Source organism: Micromonospora gifhornensis (genome assembly GCF_016863515.1).
GTDB classification, from domain to species: domain Bacteria; phylum Actinomycetota; class Actinomycetes; order Mycobacteriales; family Micromonosporaceae; genus Micromonospora; species Micromonospora gifhornensis.
On the sequence record NZ_BOPA01000072.1, the window covers coordinates 1 to 15928 of the forward strand.

At 71.6% G+C, this 15928-nt stretch carries 17 protein-coding genes and 1 pseudogene; 7 read left to right on the forward strand and 11 right to left on the reverse strand.

All coding sequences use genetic code 11. From position 1 onward, the window contains the following. Positions 1 to 82 precede the first annotated feature (82 nt). Together Vgi01_RS29460 and Vgi01_RS29465 are read left to right on the forward strand one after the other, a co-directional pair. Positions 83 to 493, forward strand: a complete 411-nt coding sequence (locus tag Vgi01_RS29460) for a hypothetical protein (protein WP_204293244.1) — start codon at positions 83 to 85, stop codon at positions 491 to 493. 18 nt (positions 494 to 511) lie between these two features. After that, positions 512 to 868 (forward strand): hypothetical protein, encoded by a 357-nt coding sequence (locus Vgi01_RS29465; RefSeq protein ID WP_204293245.1) that lies wholly within the window; start codon positions 512 to 514, stop codon positions 866 to 868. Between the two features lie 81 nt (positions 869 to 949). Here Vgi01_RS29465 and Vgi01_RS31560 read toward each other — a convergent pair whose 3' ends face one another. The 10 genes and pseudogenes from Vgi01_RS31560 to Vgi01_RS29515 all read right to left on the reverse strand — a co-directional run bounded on the left by Vgi01_RS31560 (position 950) and on the right by Vgi01_RS29515 (position 11168). Then, on the reverse strand, positions 950 to 1087 hold the full coding sequence (locus Vgi01_RS31560; RefSeq protein ID WP_155222109.1) for a hypothetical protein: 138 nt from the start codon (positions 1085 to 1087) through the stop codon (positions 950 to 952). 398 nt (positions 1088 to 1485) lie between these two features. Next, positions 1486 to 2406 carry an ECF transporter S component gene (locus tag Vgi01_RS29475; protein ID WP_204293246.1) on the reverse strand — a complete coding sequence of 307 codons (921 nt, stop codon included), beginning with the start codon at positions 2404 to 2406 and terminating at the stop codon, positions 1486 to 1488. Continuing rightward, entirely contained in the window at positions 2403 to 4034 is a 1632-nt protein-coding gene (locus Vgi01_RS29480; RefSeq protein ID WP_204293247.1) for an ABC transporter ATP-binding protein, read from the reverse strand. The genes Vgi01_RS29475 and Vgi01_RS29480 overlap by 4 nt, the downstream gene beginning before the upstream one ends. Then, the gene (locus tag Vgi01_RS29485) at positions 4031 to 5275 is read right to left on the reverse strand and encodes a CbiQ family ECF transporter T component (protein ID WP_204293248.1); all 1245 of its coding nucleotides are present in this window, start codon (positions 5273 to 5275) and stop codon (positions 4031 to 4033) included. The genes Vgi01_RS29480 and Vgi01_RS29485 overlap by 4 nt, the downstream gene beginning before the upstream one ends. Beyond that, positions 5268 to 6203, reverse strand: a complete 936-nt coding sequence (locus Vgi01_RS29490) for an SCO2322-related protein (protein WP_102656678.1) — start codon at positions 6201 to 6203, stop codon at positions 5268 to 5270. Before Vgi01_RS29490 ends, Vgi01_RS29485 begins: the two co-directional genes overlap by 8 nt. Further along, complete coding sequence (locus tag Vgi01_RS29495) at positions 6200 to 7651, reverse strand: prenyltransferase/squalene oxidase repeat-containing protein (RefSeq protein WP_102656677.1); 1452 nt, start codon at positions 7649 to 7651, stop codon at positions 6200 to 6202. Before Vgi01_RS29495 ends, Vgi01_RS29490 begins: the two co-directional genes overlap by 4 nt. A 334-nt stretch (positions 7652 to 7985) precedes the next feature. Next, a complete protein-coding gene (locus Vgi01_RS29500) occupies positions 7986 to 8480 on the reverse strand; it encodes an SCO2322-related protein (protein WP_199180083.1) in 495 nt (164 codons plus the stop codon). Between the two features lie 31 nt (positions 8481 to 8511). After that, entirely contained in the window at positions 8512 to 9555 is a 1044-nt protein-coding gene (locus Vgi01_RS29505) for a prenyltransferase/squalene oxidase repeat-containing protein (protein WP_102656675.1), read from the reverse strand. A gap of 545 nt (positions 9556 to 10100) precedes the next feature. Then, positions 10101 to 10178 (reverse strand): annotated as a pseudogene (locus tag Vgi01_RS30990) (CGNR zinc finger domain-containing protein); the annotation flags it as partial. Positions 10179 to 10718: 540 nt separating this feature from the next. Continuing rightward, entirely contained in the window at positions 10719 to 11168 is a 450-nt protein-coding gene (locus tag Vgi01_RS29515; protein WP_158244848.1) for a Fur family transcriptional regulator, read from the reverse strand. Positions 11169 to 11253: 85 nt separating this feature from the next. Here Vgi01_RS29515 and Vgi01_RS29520 point away from each other — a divergent pair, with 85 nt between their 5' ends. The 3 genes from Vgi01_RS29520 to Vgi01_RS29530 are packed head-to-tail and all read left to right on the forward strand — an operon-like array spanning position 11254 to position 12784. Further along, positions 11254 to 11868 carry a superoxide dismutase gene (locus Vgi01_RS29520; protein ID WP_203223453.1) on the forward strand — a complete coding sequence of 205 codons (615 nt, stop codon included), beginning with the start codon at positions 11254 to 11256 and terminating at the stop codon, positions 11866 to 11868. A gap of 5 nt (positions 11869 to 11873) precedes the next feature. Next, positions 11874 to 12134 carry a superoxide dismutase gene (locus Vgi01_RS29525; protein ID WP_102656672.1) on the forward strand — a complete coding sequence of 87 codons (261 nt, stop codon included), beginning with the start codon at positions 11874 to 11876 and terminating at the stop codon, positions 12132 to 12134. 5 nt (positions 12135 to 12139) lie between these two features. After that, entirely contained in the window at positions 12140 to 12784 is a 645-nt protein-coding gene (locus Vgi01_RS29530; RefSeq protein ID WP_158244847.1) for an ABC transporter ATP-binding protein, read from the forward strand. A gap of 254 nt (positions 12785 to 13038) precedes the next feature. Here Vgi01_RS29530 and Vgi01_RS31320 read toward each other — a convergent pair whose 3' ends face one another. Continuing rightward, on the reverse strand, positions 13039 to 13407 hold the full coding sequence (locus Vgi01_RS31320; RefSeq protein WP_204293249.1) for a hypothetical protein: 369 nt from the start codon (positions 13405 to 13407) through the stop codon (positions 13039 to 13041). Between the two features lie 163 nt (positions 13408 to 13570). Here Vgi01_RS31320 and Vgi01_RS31000 point away from each other — a divergent pair, with 163 nt between their 5' ends. Next, on the forward strand, positions 13571 to 14323 hold the full coding sequence (locus tag Vgi01_RS31000) for a transposase (protein WP_233196635.1): 753 nt from the start codon (positions 13571 to 13573) through the stop codon (positions 14321 to 14323). A 144-nt stretch (positions 14324 to 14467) separates the two neighbouring features. Beyond that, on the forward strand, positions 14468 to 15715 hold the full coding sequence (locus Vgi01_RS29545; protein ID WP_425559838.1) for an IS701 family transposase: 1248 nt from the start codon (positions 14468 to 14470) through the stop codon (positions 15713 to 15715). The last annotated feature ends 213 nt before the right edge of the window (positions 15716 to 15928 follow it).

Below are 15928 nucleotides of genomic sequence, written 5' to 3' on the forward strand. Positions count from 1 at the left end.
CTAGGATGGCTTCCGTGACCAGTGCACCGTCTCAGCGATGTTGAGACTGATCGTGTCGACACCGATGCACCGGTAGTCGGTGTTGGCCGGCACGACCAGCAGTGCCGGCTTCGGCGCCCGTTACACGCCACAGGACGTGGCCGTACTCACGATGATGGCCCAACTGACCGCGCGTGGCCTGTCCGCAGCAGAAGCCGCCCTGCAGCTCGTCGACAGGCGACAATGCCGCCCGTCGACCATCCTGGCGGCGACCACCACACCCCAGTCCGCGGCCCGCGGGATCGCCCGCGCCGCTCGCCGCATGGACGTGCTCACCCTCCGGGAAACGCTGACAGCGGCGGTCACCGCACACGGCGTGGTACACACCTGGCACACCCTGGTCGAGCCCGCCTTTATCCTGATCAGCCGAGCCCGATACAGCGAGGCACGTCGAGCGCTCACCCGCCGTGTGCTTGCCCGCTGTCTGAGTGAGGTCTTCGCCACGGTGCCGTGACCATGCTCCGGATCACCGGTGCGCGTCCTCCTGGTAGCCATCGACGAGCGCCGCGAACGCGTGGCGCTGGACGCCCTGGCCGCCGCACTCGCCGAAGACGGGATCGCCTCGCTACACCTCGGTGCCGGGCTGCAGCCCGCCACGCTCGTCGACGCGGTCGGTCGTAGCCGACCCACCGTCGTCGCGGTGTGGAGTCACAGCCGGCATGGCCGCGGGCCGCAGATCCTCGGGACACTCGCCCACGTCTCGGGTTGTCGGCCCACCGTCGTGATTGCCGGGAAGGGGTGGCCTCCACAGACCGCCCCGACGGCCGGGATGTTGGGTCCATGCCTCGGCCTCGCCGACACGGTCGCCACCGTCGCCAATCTGATCTGAACCGACGTGGGCCGGCTGTCGGAAGAAGGTTGACGGTCCGGGCGGCACGCACGCGAGGTGACGCCACCCGGACCAATCCGCTCAGGCGAGGTCGACGCCGCGATAGAGCGGGAATGCCGCGAGCAGGTCGGTGGCCTGCTCGCTCACCCGGTCAGCCAAGGCCGGGCCGATCTGGTACTTCGCCTTGGAGCCCTCGGTCGGTGTGGTGCTGCTGAGCACAGCGTGGACCAGTCGGCGATCTGGTCCGGCTCACGACGCCGAGGCCACGACTGATCAGGGCCGGGGTACCGATATCGGATGCCCGAGGTGTACCAGGCACCGTGCTCGTACCTACTGGCCGTCGCTTGCCAGACCTGGCGGGTCCGGTGCGTGATGACGGCGGCCGTTCCCACTCACCGCTGCGGTGTGGTCCCGAACTTCCGCTGGGTGCCCTCTTGCCTCGACCACGATGGATTGGTAGGCGAACCAGCTACGACTGGCCCCACGTGAGGGCACTGCAGAAAGGGTGTAACACCAATTGGTGTGTCGAGCGTGTCGCAGCGCAGTGTTACTCGAGCTCGCGTCAGGTGGGCGGTGAACATGGCACCCTGTCCGGTTACCCGTTCGCGAGTGCGTCGCTATGGGAAGGGCGTCTGTGGCGGAAGATGAGGGTCGACCGCCGGAACCTGCTGTCCGCTGCCCTGCGGGCGCACACCGCAACCACCATCCTTCGCGGGCGTGATCGGCACAGGCCCAGGTGCCGATGGTGTGGCGAAGGTGACCGGGGCGTCGAACGCGGCCCGGCGGGCGGCTCGGCGCAGCGCGGCCAGGACAGCCGGTCCGACCAGGACGATGGCGACGGCGGTGGTGACCGCCCGGCCGGTGTCCCAGCCGAAGGTGGAGGTGACGGCGGTGAAGACCGCGAAGCGGTGCAGGTTCTCCAGCACCGGTGCACCGGCGACGTAGGAGAGTTGAGTGTCCGCGCCGACGCTGAACGGCCAGAACCAGAGGTTCATCAGCAGCCCGTACGCGTAGGCGGCGACCGCGCCGTACCCGGCCAGCACGGCGATCTCGGCCCGCCCCCGCAGCCGGGACGGCAGCAACCCCGCGCCGAGCCCCAGCCAGGCCGCGGCCAGCATCTGGAACGGCAGCCAGGGTCCGACCCCGGCGGTGAGCAGCGCGGAGGCGAACAGCGAGATGGCACCCAGCAGGAAACCGAACCCGGGTCCGAAGACCCGGCCGGCGAGCACGAGCAGGAAGAACACCGTTTCGATGCCGGCGGTGCCGGCGCCGAGCGGGCGTAGGGCGGCGTTGACGGCGGCGAGTACGCCGAGCATCGCCAGGGCTTTGCTGTCGATGCCGCCGGAGCTGAGTTCGGCCAGAACGAGCGCGAGCAGGATCGGTAGGACGACAATGAAGACCAGCGGCGCCTCGGTGGTGCGGGCCATGCTCTCAGGTTGGGCGGGGACGAAGAACGGCCAGGTGAAGGTGGCGAGCGCGGCGACGGAGGCCAGGGTCAGGATGACGGCGGTGCGCGGGGCGACCCGCAGCACGCTCATCGCGGCACCTCGGTTCGGGTCAGCGCCGTGGTGACCTGGTCCACCGTCAGCCAGGACTGCGGGGCCAGGACCTTGGCGACCTGGGGCGCGAACGCCGGTGAGGCGAGCATGACCTCGGCGGCAGTACCGTCGGCGACGATCTCGCCCTGAGCGATCACCACGACCCGGTCGGCGAGGATGGCGACGAGTTCGACGTCATGGGTGGCGACCACGACCGCCCGACCCTGCGCGGCCAACCGGCGGACCACGGTGGCGAACTGCCGCTTGGCCCGGTAGTCCAGCCCCCGAGTCGGCTCGTCGAGCAGGACCACCGGCGGGGCGGCGGTGAGCTGGACCGCGAGCGCGAGGGCCAGCCGCTGCCCCTCCGACAGGTCCCGTGGGTGCCGGTCGGCCGGCAGCCCGGGGGTGAGGTGGTCCAGCAACTCCCGGCAGGTCCCGTCGGGCACCTCGGACTCCCGGTCGGCCTGGGCGCACTCGGCCGCCACCGTCTCCAGATAGAGCAGGTCGCCGGGGGTCTGCGGGACCAGTCCGACCCGGCGTCGGGCCTGCGCGGCGGGCAGCGCCTTCGGATCGGTGTCGCCGTCCGGGCCGGGCACGGTCACCGTGCCGCTCTGGCGTGGGCCGCTGCCCTGCACTGCCCAGAGCAGGCTCGACTTCCCGGAGCCGTTGCGGCCCATCAGCGCGACGACCTGTCCCGGGTGTAGGTCGAGGTCGACGCCGCGCACCGCCACCGTGCCCGGGTACCGCACCACGACGCCCCGCGCGGTCAGCGCCGGTACGCCGTCCGGCACCGGCGCGGCCGGTGGGGGCGACGCGTCGGCGAGCCGCTGCCGGAGGTCGCCCGCACGACGCCGGGCGTCGCGGACGGAGAGCGGCAGGGGTGTCCAGCCGGCGACGCGGCCCAACTCGATCAACGGCGGGGCCAGCTCGATGCCGGCGAGCACGGCGTCCGGTGGCCCGTCGACGACAGTGCCGTCACCGGGCAGGTAGAGCAGCCGGTCGGCGTACTGCACGACGCGTTCGAGTCGGTGCTCGGCCACCACCACGGTGACACCGAGGTCGTGGACCAGGCGGGTGACGGCGGCCAGCACGTCCTCGGCGGCGGTCGGGTCCAGCGCCGAGGTCGGTTCGTCGAGCACCAGCACCTGCGGGTGGCTGGTGAGGACCGCACCGATGGCGACCCGCTGCTGCTGCCCGCCGGAGAGCGTCCGCAGCGGACGGTCCCGCAGCTCGGCGATGCCGAGCAGGTCGAGGGTCTCCTCGACGCGCTTGCGCATGACCGGCGCGGGCAGCGCGAGTTGTTCCATGCCGTAGGCGAGTTCCTCCTCGACGGTGTCGGTGACGAAGCCGGCGAGCGGGTCCTGGCCGACCACGCCGACGACGTCGGCCAGGTCACGCGGCGGATGTGCCCGGGTGTCCCGGCCGTGCACGGTGACGGTGCCGTACAGGGTGCCGCCGGTGAAGTGCGGCACCAGGCCGTTGATGGCCCGCAGCAGCGTCGACTTGCCGGCTCCGGTGCGCCCGGCGACCAGGCACAGCTCGCCCTCCGGGATGTGCAGGCGGACGTCGCGCAGCATCGGCTCGCGGCTCTCGGCGTACCGGACGGTGACCCGGTCGAAGTCGATCATCGGTGTGCCTCCGGCTGGGCGGTGTCGCGAGGCGACGTGTGGTCGGTACGGCCGCTCGCCGCCGGTGGCACGGGCAGCGGTCGCGGGGCGGGGTTCGCCGTCGGCGCCGGTGGGGCCAGCCAGGCCGGTGCCACCGCCACCAGCACCGCGAGCACCACCAGGGGCGTCAACTCCGGCCAGGTGAGCGGGCTGACCGGCGGGTAGAGCCGCTCCGGATCCACCGTGCCGGCCATCGTCATCACCGCAGCAGTGGCCAGGCCGCACCCGGCGACGGCCAGCTCGGCCAGCCGCCACCGGTCGGGGCGGTAGCGGCTACGCCGCACCTGACGCCCGGCCAGCAGCATTCCGGCCACTGCCGTGGCCAGCCCGGCGACCAGCATCGGCAGACCGAGGTAGCCCGGCACGGTCGCGTCGAGCAGGCCGTACGTGCCGACGCAGACACCGACCAGCCCGGCGAGCACCAGGGCACCGGTGAGTGCACGCTGACCGGCCGGTACGGCGGCGGTGCGTCCGTAACCCCGCGAGTCCATCGCCGCCGCCAGGGCGAGGGACCGGTCCAGGGCGTCGGCCAGCACCGGCACGGCGATGCCCCGCAGGGCGCGCAGGCCGTGCCCGGCAGCACCGCGCAGTCGGCGGGCGCGGCGTACCCGCAGCACGCTCTCGACCAGTTGCGGGGCGACCGACAGGGCAACCACCACCGCCGTGCTGACCGCGTACAGGGCACCGGGTACGGCCTTGAGTAGCCGCTTCGGGTTGGCCAGGGCGTTGGCGGCACCGAGGCAGATCAGCATCGTGGCCAGCCGCAGCCCGTCGTAGAAGCCGCCGAGGAGTTGTTCGGCGGCGACGGGACCGAACAGCCGGATACCGGCCGCCCAGGCGGGCAGCGGGATCTCCGGCAGGTGGAGCAGGACGTGGTCGCCCTGACCACCGCCGAAGACGAGGCGGAACAGCACCCGCATCGCCACGATCACCGCACCGAGCACCAGGTACATCCGGAACGCCAGCGCCCAGGGGGCGTCGCCGCGACGACGGACCACCACCAGCGCGGCCGCGGCGACGATCATCGCCAGCGGCAGCGGGTTCGTGGTGTGGCTGGCGGCGGTGGCCAGCCCCAGCGCCCAGCACCACCACGCGCCCGGGTGCAGGCTGCGCGGTAGCCGGCCGGCCCGGACGGACCGGACCCCGGACCACGCCGACACCCGGGCGGGCGGTCCGCTGTCGACGACGGCCCGGTCAGTCATCCGGGGTACGCCGACGACGGGCCGCGAGGACACCGCCGCCGACCAGTGCCACCAGCAGGAACAGCCCGGCCAGGGTGCCCAGCGGCAGACCGTCGCCGTCCCGGGCCCCGGTCACCTCGACCGGCGGGAGCGAGCCCGTCGGGTCGGTCGACGGCACGGGGGCGGCGCCCAGGGGCGGAACGACGCTCGCCGTCGGCGGCACCTGCGGCGCAGGGCCCGACGGGTCGCCGGTCGGCGCGACCGGGACCGAGGCGGCGGGCGTACCACCTGCACCGGTCGGGGTGCCGACGCCGGGTGCCACGGGTGCGTCCGCGGTCGGTGGCGGGAGGGCGGGTGGCGGGTTGCCCGGTGCTGGTGGGGTAGGTGCGGGTGGTGGCGGGGCCGGTGCCGAGGTGCGGGGCGGCGGCGGTGCCGGTGGTGTGGTGCGCGGCGGTGCCGGCCGGTTCGGTGCCACCGCGGGTCGCGGCGCATTGTCGGCGCTGCGGTTCAGCGAGAACGACCAGCCTTCGAAGCTGCCCGCCGGGGGCTTGCGGTTGAGGACCCCCTTGTCGCTGTACGTCCAGGCACCGCCGTCCGGCGCGTGCCAGTACGACCAGTAGGCGCTGGCCGGCGGGGTGTCCACGCACTTCTCCGTCGCGGCCGAGGGTTTACCCTCGATCCGGCAGATGAAGCCCTCGCCCCAGCGCAGGGTGCCGGTGATCTGGAAGCCGGCGCTCTTCAGCGCGGCAAGGCCGGTGGCCTGGTCGCCCGGGGCGCAGCGGACCACCACCCCACCGCCGAGCTCCTTGAAGTCGACCACCACGGTCACCCCGTCGGCGTCCGGACAATGACCGGCGCGGCCGGCGGCCTGGGCCGGAGCCGCCCCGACGGCCGTGCTCGCGGCGGTCACCGCGAGCACCACTGCCGCACGGACCGCCCGGCTGCTCATGTGGCCCGCCGGCGGCCCAGCACCAGCAGCACCGCTCCCCCGCCGACGAGCAGCAGCGCGGTGAGCACGTACCCGCCGATGGCCACGCCGGTGGTCGGCAGGCGTCCCGGTCCGCCCGCGACCGGGCTGGTGCTCACGGTCGGCGTGGCGACAGGCGTGGACGGCGTGTCACTCGGCGTCGGGCCGGCGGTCGGCGTGTCGCTCGGCGACGCGCTCGGCGTCGGGCTGGCGGTCGGCGCGTCGGTCGGCGTCGGTGACGCGGACGGTGCGGGCGAGCCGGTGGGCGTGGGCGACGCGCTGGTCGACGGGGTAGGGCCGCCGGTGGGCGGCGGATCGAGACCGATCCGGCCGAGCGGCACCTGGGCCAGGCCGAGCAGCGCCTGGGCGGTAGCGCGACGCCACTGGTCCCGAAGGTTGCCGGCGATGCCCTCGTCGACCGCCTCGGTCAGCGCGCCGGTGTCGTAGGCGATGGCTCCTGCGTCAGCCGTAGCGGCACCACCGTTGGCTCCGGTGAGCTGCAGCGCTGCCAGGGCCTGGGCGGCCCGGGTGGCCTCGGTGTCGCGACCGGCCGCGGCGAGTGCCTGACCGGCGAGGCCGGTACTGTTGGAGTTCGCGCCGCTGGTCGGCCCGGACCCACCGAAGGACCCGTCGGCGCGTTGCTGTGCCACCAGCCAGTCCGCGCCGCGTCCCGCCGCGTCGTCGGCACCCGCGGCCAGCAGCGCCTGGACGGCCATCGCGGTCGAATCGACATCGAGCGTGGCGTTGCTCTCGGCGTCGCAGGACGGCGACGGTGCGCCCGCAGCATCCGGGTACAGCCGAAACCCACCGGCCGCGCACTGCTGCCGGACCAGGAAGTCGACCGTCTCCTGCGGTGCGCCGCCGCTGCGGGCCAGACCGAGGACCGCGAAGCTCTGATCGAAGGTGTTGGACGGGTCCTGGCCGGACTCGTCGGTGGTGCGGCTGGTGATCCGACCGTGCTGGTGACCGGTGTGCGCCCCGGAGACCAGCGCCAGGGTTTCCGCCCGTAGGTCCCAGCCACCGAAGTCGGTCGGATCGGCGCCGGCGGCGGAGGCCGCATAGAGCAACTTCGCGGTGGCGCCACCGTCGGTGAAGCCCTCGATGCCCCAGTCGTCGTAGCTGTTGTAGGAGCGCACGTTCGCGGCGATCTGCGCGGTCGCCGCCTGCCGGGTCGACGGGTCGACGCCGGTGGCGGCCAGGGCGAGCATGCCGTCGATGGTGAGGCCCCAGTCGGCACCACCGAACGGCCCGGGCAGGACACCGTCGGCGTACTCGCCGGCGAGCCAGGCTGCGGCGTCACGCGCGGCAGCGCTGTGGGCCGCAGAGGAGGCGGCCACCCCAGAAGGGGGTGTGGCGACGACGATGGCGAGCGCCGTGACGACGGCGACGCCGAGACCGGCGCCGACGCGCCGGAGCGGGGATGTGGGCATCAGGGGTGCCTTTCGCAGAGCGGTCGGTGAAAGCTCCGGAAGGCACCGGCAACGCCGTCGCGACGACGTGCCGAAAGTCGGCTGCCCGGACTTCACCCTGTAGACCTCGACAGTGGAAGCCGCTCGTCCGATTCGGGGCATTCCGGCTCGCGAGACAGGGCTCGCTCACGGTTGCGGGTCAGCGCCGGCTTTTACCGGCTTCCCCCCGAACGGGACGCATTCAGTTGTGTGCCCGGCACACCGGGTGTCGACACCGTACCGTGCGGTCACCCTACGGTGCCAGACGGCGTCGACACCCGGCAGGCGTCAGCGGCTCATCAGCCCGATCTGCAGGTCAGGGGGCGGTGATGCTGGGTGCCACACCGGCACCGAAGGACCATCCCTCGACCGTGCCCGGCGCCGGGTTGTAACTCGTCGCCCCCAGCGTGCTGTACGTCCAGGCGGCGCCGCTGCCCGAGGCGTGCCAGTACGACCAATACGCGCTGGCCGGCGGGGTGTTGACGCAGGGCTCAGTCGCGGCGGTCGGTTGACCGTTGATCCGACAGACGAACCCCAGGCCCCACCGCTGCGTTCCGGTCACCGTGAAGCCGGCGCCCTGCAGCGCGGCAAGCCCGGTGGCCGGGTCACCGAGAGCACACGCCACCTGGACGCCGCCACCGAGCGGACCGTAGTCGACCACCACGGTGACACCGGACGTCCCGGTGCACGCGGCGGCCTGCGCAGCCCGCGGGGACGGTTCGACAGCGATCAGTCCGAGAGCGACTACGGCGGTGGCCAGCACACCGGCGAGCCACCTACGGACGGGAATCTGGACAAAGGACATGGACACTCCTTCGAGGGGACGGGCGCTGTCTGGACCGTCAGCGGCAGCGCAGGATGGGGGCACCGGGAGACGCGGTGGCCGTGGTGAGCCGGGCATATCCGGTGCCGGTCAGGCCGAGCACGGCCTGGGCGGTGGCGCGGGTGGCGGTCGCCGGGTCGAAGACCCCACCGTCGAAATCAACCGCTCCCCGGTCGGCCACCGGCGCGGCGCAGCCGACCTGTAGTCCGGCCAGGAAGAGCCGGGCCCGCAGCCAGGCCACCGGCCGACCCCCGTCGCGCAGCGCCTGCGCCGCCAACCCGGTGCTGTTCGCATTCGCGACCCCGCCCGCGCTGGCGAAACCGCCGTCGACGCGCTGCACGGAAACCAGCCAGCGCAGCCCCGCAGCGGCGTCGGCCGACCGGCCGGCGGCACGCAACGCCTGCACCACGACGGCGGTGGCATCCACATCGGAGACACAGACCGGCTGCGCCGCCAGCAGCGGATAGCCGCCGTCGGGGCACCGCGTGCCGGCCAGCCACCCGGCGGCGGCCGCCGGCACGCCCTGCGTGGTCCGGTCCAACGCGAGGATGGCGAACGACTGGCTGAACGCGTTGCTGAAATCACCCCACGCCGACAGGTCGGTGAAACGGCCACTGGGCGACTGGAGCGAGCGCAGCCGGGCGATGAGATCCACACCGCCGACGTCAGTCGGGTCACCGCCGCGCACCGCGACCGCGAGGGCAAGCTTGGCGGTCGCACCCGCGTACGCCTCGGTGACTCCGTCGCCGATGTACCCGTCGCGAACGCCCGGTCGGGTGACCCAGGCCAGGGCCTGGGCGCCGAAGTCGTCGGCGGCACCGGCGGCAGCGAACGCGAAGACCGCGTCGAGGGTCAGCCCCTGGTCCGGGTACGCGACGCCGTCGAAGACGGTCTCGAAACGTTCCCCGTCAACGAGTTGGCGGGCCAGCCAACCAGCGGCCGCATCCGGCCGGACGGCACCCACCTGAGTGGGCGCGGCGACCGCCGGGGTGGCCAGGGTGAGAGCGGCGAGTACGCCGCAGAACAGGGCGAGCAGGCGGTGCCGGCTCAGGCGGACGACCATCGGAAGCGCCTTTCCGGCCCGGCGGTCATCAGAACCCGGCCCGCCCGGCGAGGGCGCGACTGGCCGGCCTCCGACCCGTGGGCCACGACGGGTGAGGAGCAGGACTCGCGGGCACGGCAGGTATTCGGGCTCGCCACCAGGGATACCCCTGGCGGCCCACCGTTGCGGGCCAGCGCCGGACTTCGACCGGACTTCCCCCGCACGCACACGCGGCTGTTCAATTGTCGCGCCAGTCTCGTCCACCCCACAGCCGCTGTCAATCCGCGACCAGACACGCACCGTATGTCACCGTGACGGGTGGGGACCCCCTCCAGCCGGATCAGCCATCCGACGTGACCGCCACAAGGGATTAAGAACAACCATCGATCCCCGGAGCATACCGGTCGGTGAGCAGGTCTGCGTAAAGGTCGGCCTCGTCCGGGTGCGGATGGGGAAGCTCAGTCCGGATCGGGCTCGGCTCCCGATTACCTGGGTCGCCACACTCGGTAAAGCTCCTCATTCCACCGGCTGCGCCGTGACCATCGACCGGCTTCCCTGGGCAGTGGTCAGGGCTGGGTGGCGCGGTGTCTGGCGCGGTGGGCGCGGACGTGGTGGCGGGTGGCGCACCGGTCGGAGCAGAACCGGCGGCATCGGTTGCTGCTGTCGTCGAGGAACGCGGTCGGGCACCGTGGTTCCGCGAGACGCCGAGCCGGTCGATACCCCGTTCACACAGCCACACGGCGAGTCCCCACACGGCGGCGGCGACGTACTCGACCGAGCGCGGTGTGCCAGGTGTGGCGACGTGCACGGCCAGTCGACCGCCGAGGTGCCGGAGATCATTGGCCGGAATCGGTACCGGGCCAGCAGGGCTTTGAGCTCGTCCACCGCCTCCCGCTCGCCGCCTGCCGTCACGCTCTGGAACACCTGACGCAGGCGATGTCCGACCACCTGCAGCCTGTGCAGGTCGGTGTCCACGACGGCGGACAGTGGGGGATGGTCGGCCAGCAGCGTCCGCGCGTCGGTGAGATCGTCGAGCCGTGCGTTGGCCAGTGCCATCGCCCGCAGGGCGAGTCGATAGCTGTCGGCCAGCCCGCTGCGGTTGCCCGTGCCGGCGCCGCGGGCACGGGGTGGGCGCTCTGATCCCACCGTCGTCGGGGCCGACCGTACGCCGACGGGTTGTGCCCTTATCGGGTCGCTGTCCGGCACCCCGCGCACCGTCCGTAGACGACGACACCGCCGGGCTGGGCGGGCAGATCTGGCCCGACGGCGCGTGCGGTGGCGAGGCTCGCGTCGACCGCTTCGGGCGACTGCCGCATGTCGCCGCAGGCGCCACAGACGGCGTGGTGGTGCGCGTCGTCGGCGAGACCGAGCGTGGTCGTTCGGCCGACCGGCACGGTGTGCGCGGTGCCCCACTCGACCAGTTGCCGCAGCACCGGATGCACTGTCGACAGTTCCACGGCCACACCATGGGCGAGCAGCGCGTGGTGCAACTCGGTCACGGTGAGGTGCCCGCGGCCGCCTACCGCATGGGCGAGTTGGTCGAGCACTCCTCGTCGGGCGGCGGTGTTACGTAGGCCGGCGCGACGCAGCCGCCGCACCGCGGCGTTCACGCGGTCGGTCTTCGATGTGGTCAACCGCCCTCCTCGCCGCGCCATCACCGCTTCTATTGCAAGATAGTGGCAAGAGCATCATCTTGGCAGCAACCCTGGAGGAACTCTGATGGCTGTCTACACCCTGCCCGACCTGCCCTACGACTACGGCGCGCTGGAGCCGGCGATGTCGGGACAGATCCTGGAACTGCACCACGACAAGCACCACGCCGCGTACGTCAAGGGCGCCAACGACGGTCTGGAGCAGCTCGCCGAAGCCCGCGCCAAGGGCGACTTCGGCACGCTGGTCGGCCTGGAGAAGACGTTCGCGTTCAACCTCTCGGGTCACGTGCTGCACTCGATCTTCTGGGGCAACCTGTCCCCAGACGGCGGTGACCGCCCCGACGGCGAGTTGGCAGCGGCGCTCGACGAGCACTTCGGCTCGTTCGAGGCGTTCGCCGGCCAGTTGTCGGCGGCGACCAAGGGTGTGCAGGGTTCCGGCTGGGGCGTGCTGGCCTGGGAGCCGCTCGGGCAGCGACTGATCGTGGAACAGGTCTACGACCACCACGGCAACGTAGGCCAGGGCACCACGCCGCTGCTGGTCTTCGACGCCTGGGAGCATGCCTACTACCTGCAGTACAAGAACGTGCGACCGGACTACGTGGACCGGTTGTGGAACCTGGTGAACTGGTCGGACGTGATCGCCCGGTTCGATGCCGCCCGCGCCGCCGCGCCGAAGATCTGACCGGCGTGACCGGCCTCACCCCGGCCGCGGCGGAACTGGTGCAGCGCGCTGCCGGGGTCATCGCGGCCAAGCATCGCGGTGACCTCGGCGGTGCCGAGGAACTCCTCGCCGCGTTCAGTTCCGAGCAGGCCAAGACCCTCGGTTTCTACCTCTTGGCGGACCTGAGCCTCGGACTGCTCCGCGCGCAGAGTGGCCAGTCCTTGGACAACCTCGTCCGAGAGCTGTCCCTGCTCGTCGCCGCCACCGCGACACCGCCGGACAACTGACCGGGGTGGTGATCCGGTCGGGTGTCGCCGGCGGCACCGACCGGATCACCGCCTGTCACGCCTGCCCTCCCGCCGCACCGGCAGCGCCCGGGCGAGGCGCTCGGGTCGAGGTCGCCGGAACCAACCTGACCCGCCTGCGGGGACGGCGACTGCGCGCCGTACGACACCGGCTCGGCTTCGTCGCCCAGGACCCATACGGTGCCCTGCACCCGGCGATGACGGTCGCGGACCTCGTCGCGGAGCCGTTGCGGATCGCCGGTACCCCCCGCCACCTGCACCCGACCCGGATCAGCCGAGCCCTCGACCTGGCCGGACTCCCTACCGACCTGGTCGACAAACGTCCCGATCAGCTGTCGGGTGGACAGCGGCAACGAGTCGCCATCGCCCGCGCCCTTGCCGGTGATCCGGTGCTGTTGATCGCCGACGAGGCCACCTCCATGCTGGATGTCTCCACCCGGGCCGGCATCGCCGCGACCCTGCGCCACCTCGCCGACGGCATCGGCCTGGCCGTCCTGTTCATCACCCACGACCTCGGTGAGGCCGTGCAGAACTGCGACCAGATCATCGTGCTGCACGAAGGGGTGCCGGTCCAGCAGGGCACCCCCGGCGAAATCATCGCCCGCCCGAACCCGGCTACCCGGCGGACCTGATTGCCGCCGCGCGTCAGCACGCGGGGCCATCAGCCGTGCCGAGCGGATAGGCCCATTCCCTCTTCGCGGGATCAGTCGCTGATCAGGCGGCGCTGGTGGGTGAGCGGATGAGCTTTGAGCAACTCGGTCCGCCGTCGGCATGCTCATGGCCCGCAAACTGCCGCCGCGGACACCCCACACACCTTCCGCAAACCGTCGCCACCCTCATCAACGAAAGAGCGCCGCCGCACAACTTGGCCACTCCAGCGAAGAGGTCACCACCACCTACTACATCCGCCAAACCCGTCCAAGTCCCAGACGTCTCCGACGTCCTGCAACGCCTCGCCGCCCACCCCAACCGGCAACACACATCCCCACACCCAACGATGCACACCGATGACAAACTTGAATGCCGCACCCGGTAAACGGGGGGTTTTCGGGGGACGGTTCAAAACATCATAGAAGAAAGTCGAAGCCCTGACCGCGTTTCCGCTGGTCAGGGCTTCCTCTTTGTCGGGACGGCCGGATTCGAACCGACGACCGCTTGCCCAGGCCAGTATTGCTTCATCCTCCGGCAACGCCGCAAGCAGCGGCCCAACCACTGCGAACCAGCGCAGATCCCCCTCGGCGACGAGCGCACCCATCACTGCAGACGCGATGCCCACCACTCGCCCGGTCCGAGGAAGGTCCGGCAGGAGCAGGAAAACGCCGAAATGCGAGGGCAACCGCGCACGCGGCCTCGGCCCAGCAGTCCGGTCTGACCCCGGAGACGTCGAGCGTGGTCAGCTCCTCGACCAGCTCGCCGGCTTGGTCCTCGGCGCCGCGGTCGATGGCATCCATGAGCAGCAGCGCGACGAGCCGGATATGGGCCACCTTGATCATGTCGAGCAGCTGGACGCTCTCGGTCGCATATATGACCTTGCGACCATCGAACTCGGTTCGCAGGTTGGCCAGACCGTGTTCGGCGAAGTCGACAGCCTCATCGCGGTGACCGGTCTGCCGGAGCAGCCACGCGATGTCGGCCGTCGTGCCGTCGATCGGGGGATTGTCCCGGCCAGCGAGCAACCGCGCGGTCCCGATGTAGCGGGCCACCGCGGCCGTCCCGCCGGGATCGGGGTCCGTCATCCGCAGGGCCTGCAGGAGCATGTCGGCGCGGCGCAGCAACTCGGCCGTCGCGTCCGGATCCCCGTCGACCGGGAGTTGTATCTGCCCCGCGGCTGGTGCGACGACCCCGCTCGCCGCGCTGAAGCCGGCATCGCCACGAGCGTCGAGTTCGCCACAAAGCCCACGCTGGGCCTGCGGATGATTGAACGTGCCATCGCCGCCGGCCTGTTAGCGAAGTGGGTCACCGCGGACGAGGCATACGGGCAGGACTCGAAATTCCGGACGTGGTTGCAGCAACAGCGCATCGGCTACGTCCTGGCCGTGCCCCGCAACCAGCGGGTCCCCACCACGGTCGGCAACTCCCGCCTGGACGTCCTCGCCGCCAACGCGCCCACCCTGGCATGGAAGCGCCGCAGCTGCGGCGACGGCGCCAAAGGACCACGACTCTACGACTAGTACTCCAACGTCACTTGGGTTCGGCGTTGGGCGTGGCGCGGGTATGAAGACGGCCACCGCGTTGATCATCGATGGTTTGTGAGGACAATCGAAGATCGTGCGGTGGCCGCGTGCCACAGCGTAGACCCTGCCGGATGGCGGGTGATCCTGGACGAGGCGGTAACGCGTGTCGCTGACCGGTTCGTGCGGGCTGAGCCCCGTCGAACCGTCGGGCAGTTCGTGGAAGGACTGCTGTCGGGCGTGGAACGCAAGACGTGCTGGTCCCTGGCGGAGCGGGCGGGTCACGACGATCCGCAGGCGATGCAGCGGCTGCTGCGCACGGCGGTGTGGGACGCCGACTCCGTCCGCGACGACGTTCGGGCCTGGCTGATCGAACAGCTCGGGCACCCCGACGCGGTGCTGGCCTGCGACGAGACCGGCTTCCTGAAGAAGGGCCTGTCCTCGGTCGGGGTGCAGCGGCAGTACACCGGCACCGCCGGTCGGATCGAGAACAGCCAGGTCGGGGTGTTCCTGGCCTACATCGCCCCGCACGGGCGGGCGATGATCGACCGTCGGCTCTACCTACCCGAGACGACCTGGTGTCAGCAGCCCGACCGCCTCACCGCCGCCGGCGTCCCCGACCAGGTCGGGTTCGCCACGAAGCCTGCGCTGGCCCGGCAGATGATCGCCGCCGCCCTGGACGCCGGAGTCCCGTTCGGGTGGGTTACCGGCGACGAGGTCTACGGCGCCGACCCCGGACTGCGCGCTGACCTCGAACACCGCGGGATCGGCTACGTCCTGGCCGTCGGCTGCGACCGACGCGTGGACGTCAACGACGGCCGCACCCTCATCCGCGTCGACGACCTCGCCGACCGGATCCCCAGCCGCGAGTGGCAGCAGCACAGCTGCGGACCCGGGGCGAAAGGACCACGCGAGTACCTGTGGGCCTGGATCACCACCGCCACCAGCCCCGGTGAGCATCGATGTCTGCTGATCCGCCGCAACCGCAGTACCGGTGAGCTGGCCTTCTATCTGTGCTGGTCACCCCGCCCGGCGCCGCTACACACCCTCGTCACCGTCGCTGGTTCCCGCTGGAGCATTGAGGAGCTGTTCCAGACCGGCAAAGGCCAAGTCGGCCTGGACCACTACCAGGTCCGAGGCTGGACCGGCTGGCACCGCCACATCACCTTGGCCATGCTCGCCCTCGCCGTCCTGACCATTCTCGCCGCGCGGCAGCCCGACACCGACCCAGAGATCATTCCGCTGACCGTCGCCGAGATCCGCCACCTCTTCAACGCCTTCGTCCTCGCCGTGACGCTCCCACCAGAGCACATCCTGCACTGGTCGGTCTGGCGACGAACATCCCAAGCCCGAGCCCGCCGATCCCACTACCAGCGCAGACAGGCGAAGTGACGTTGGAGTACTAGCCGGTTAGCCATGCCCGTCACGTCTACGGCGGTAGTACCCACACCGTGGGTCGCCTCAGCCCGACCCCTGCCGTCCGCTGCTCGGGCGTCGCTCGACTGCCCACCCCACCGGTTGCCGTCCTCGCAGGAACGTCTCGTCCTGGCTGCAGCTGTCACCGCGCACCCCGGGTCCGTACGCAATTTCTCTGATGTCCCCGGC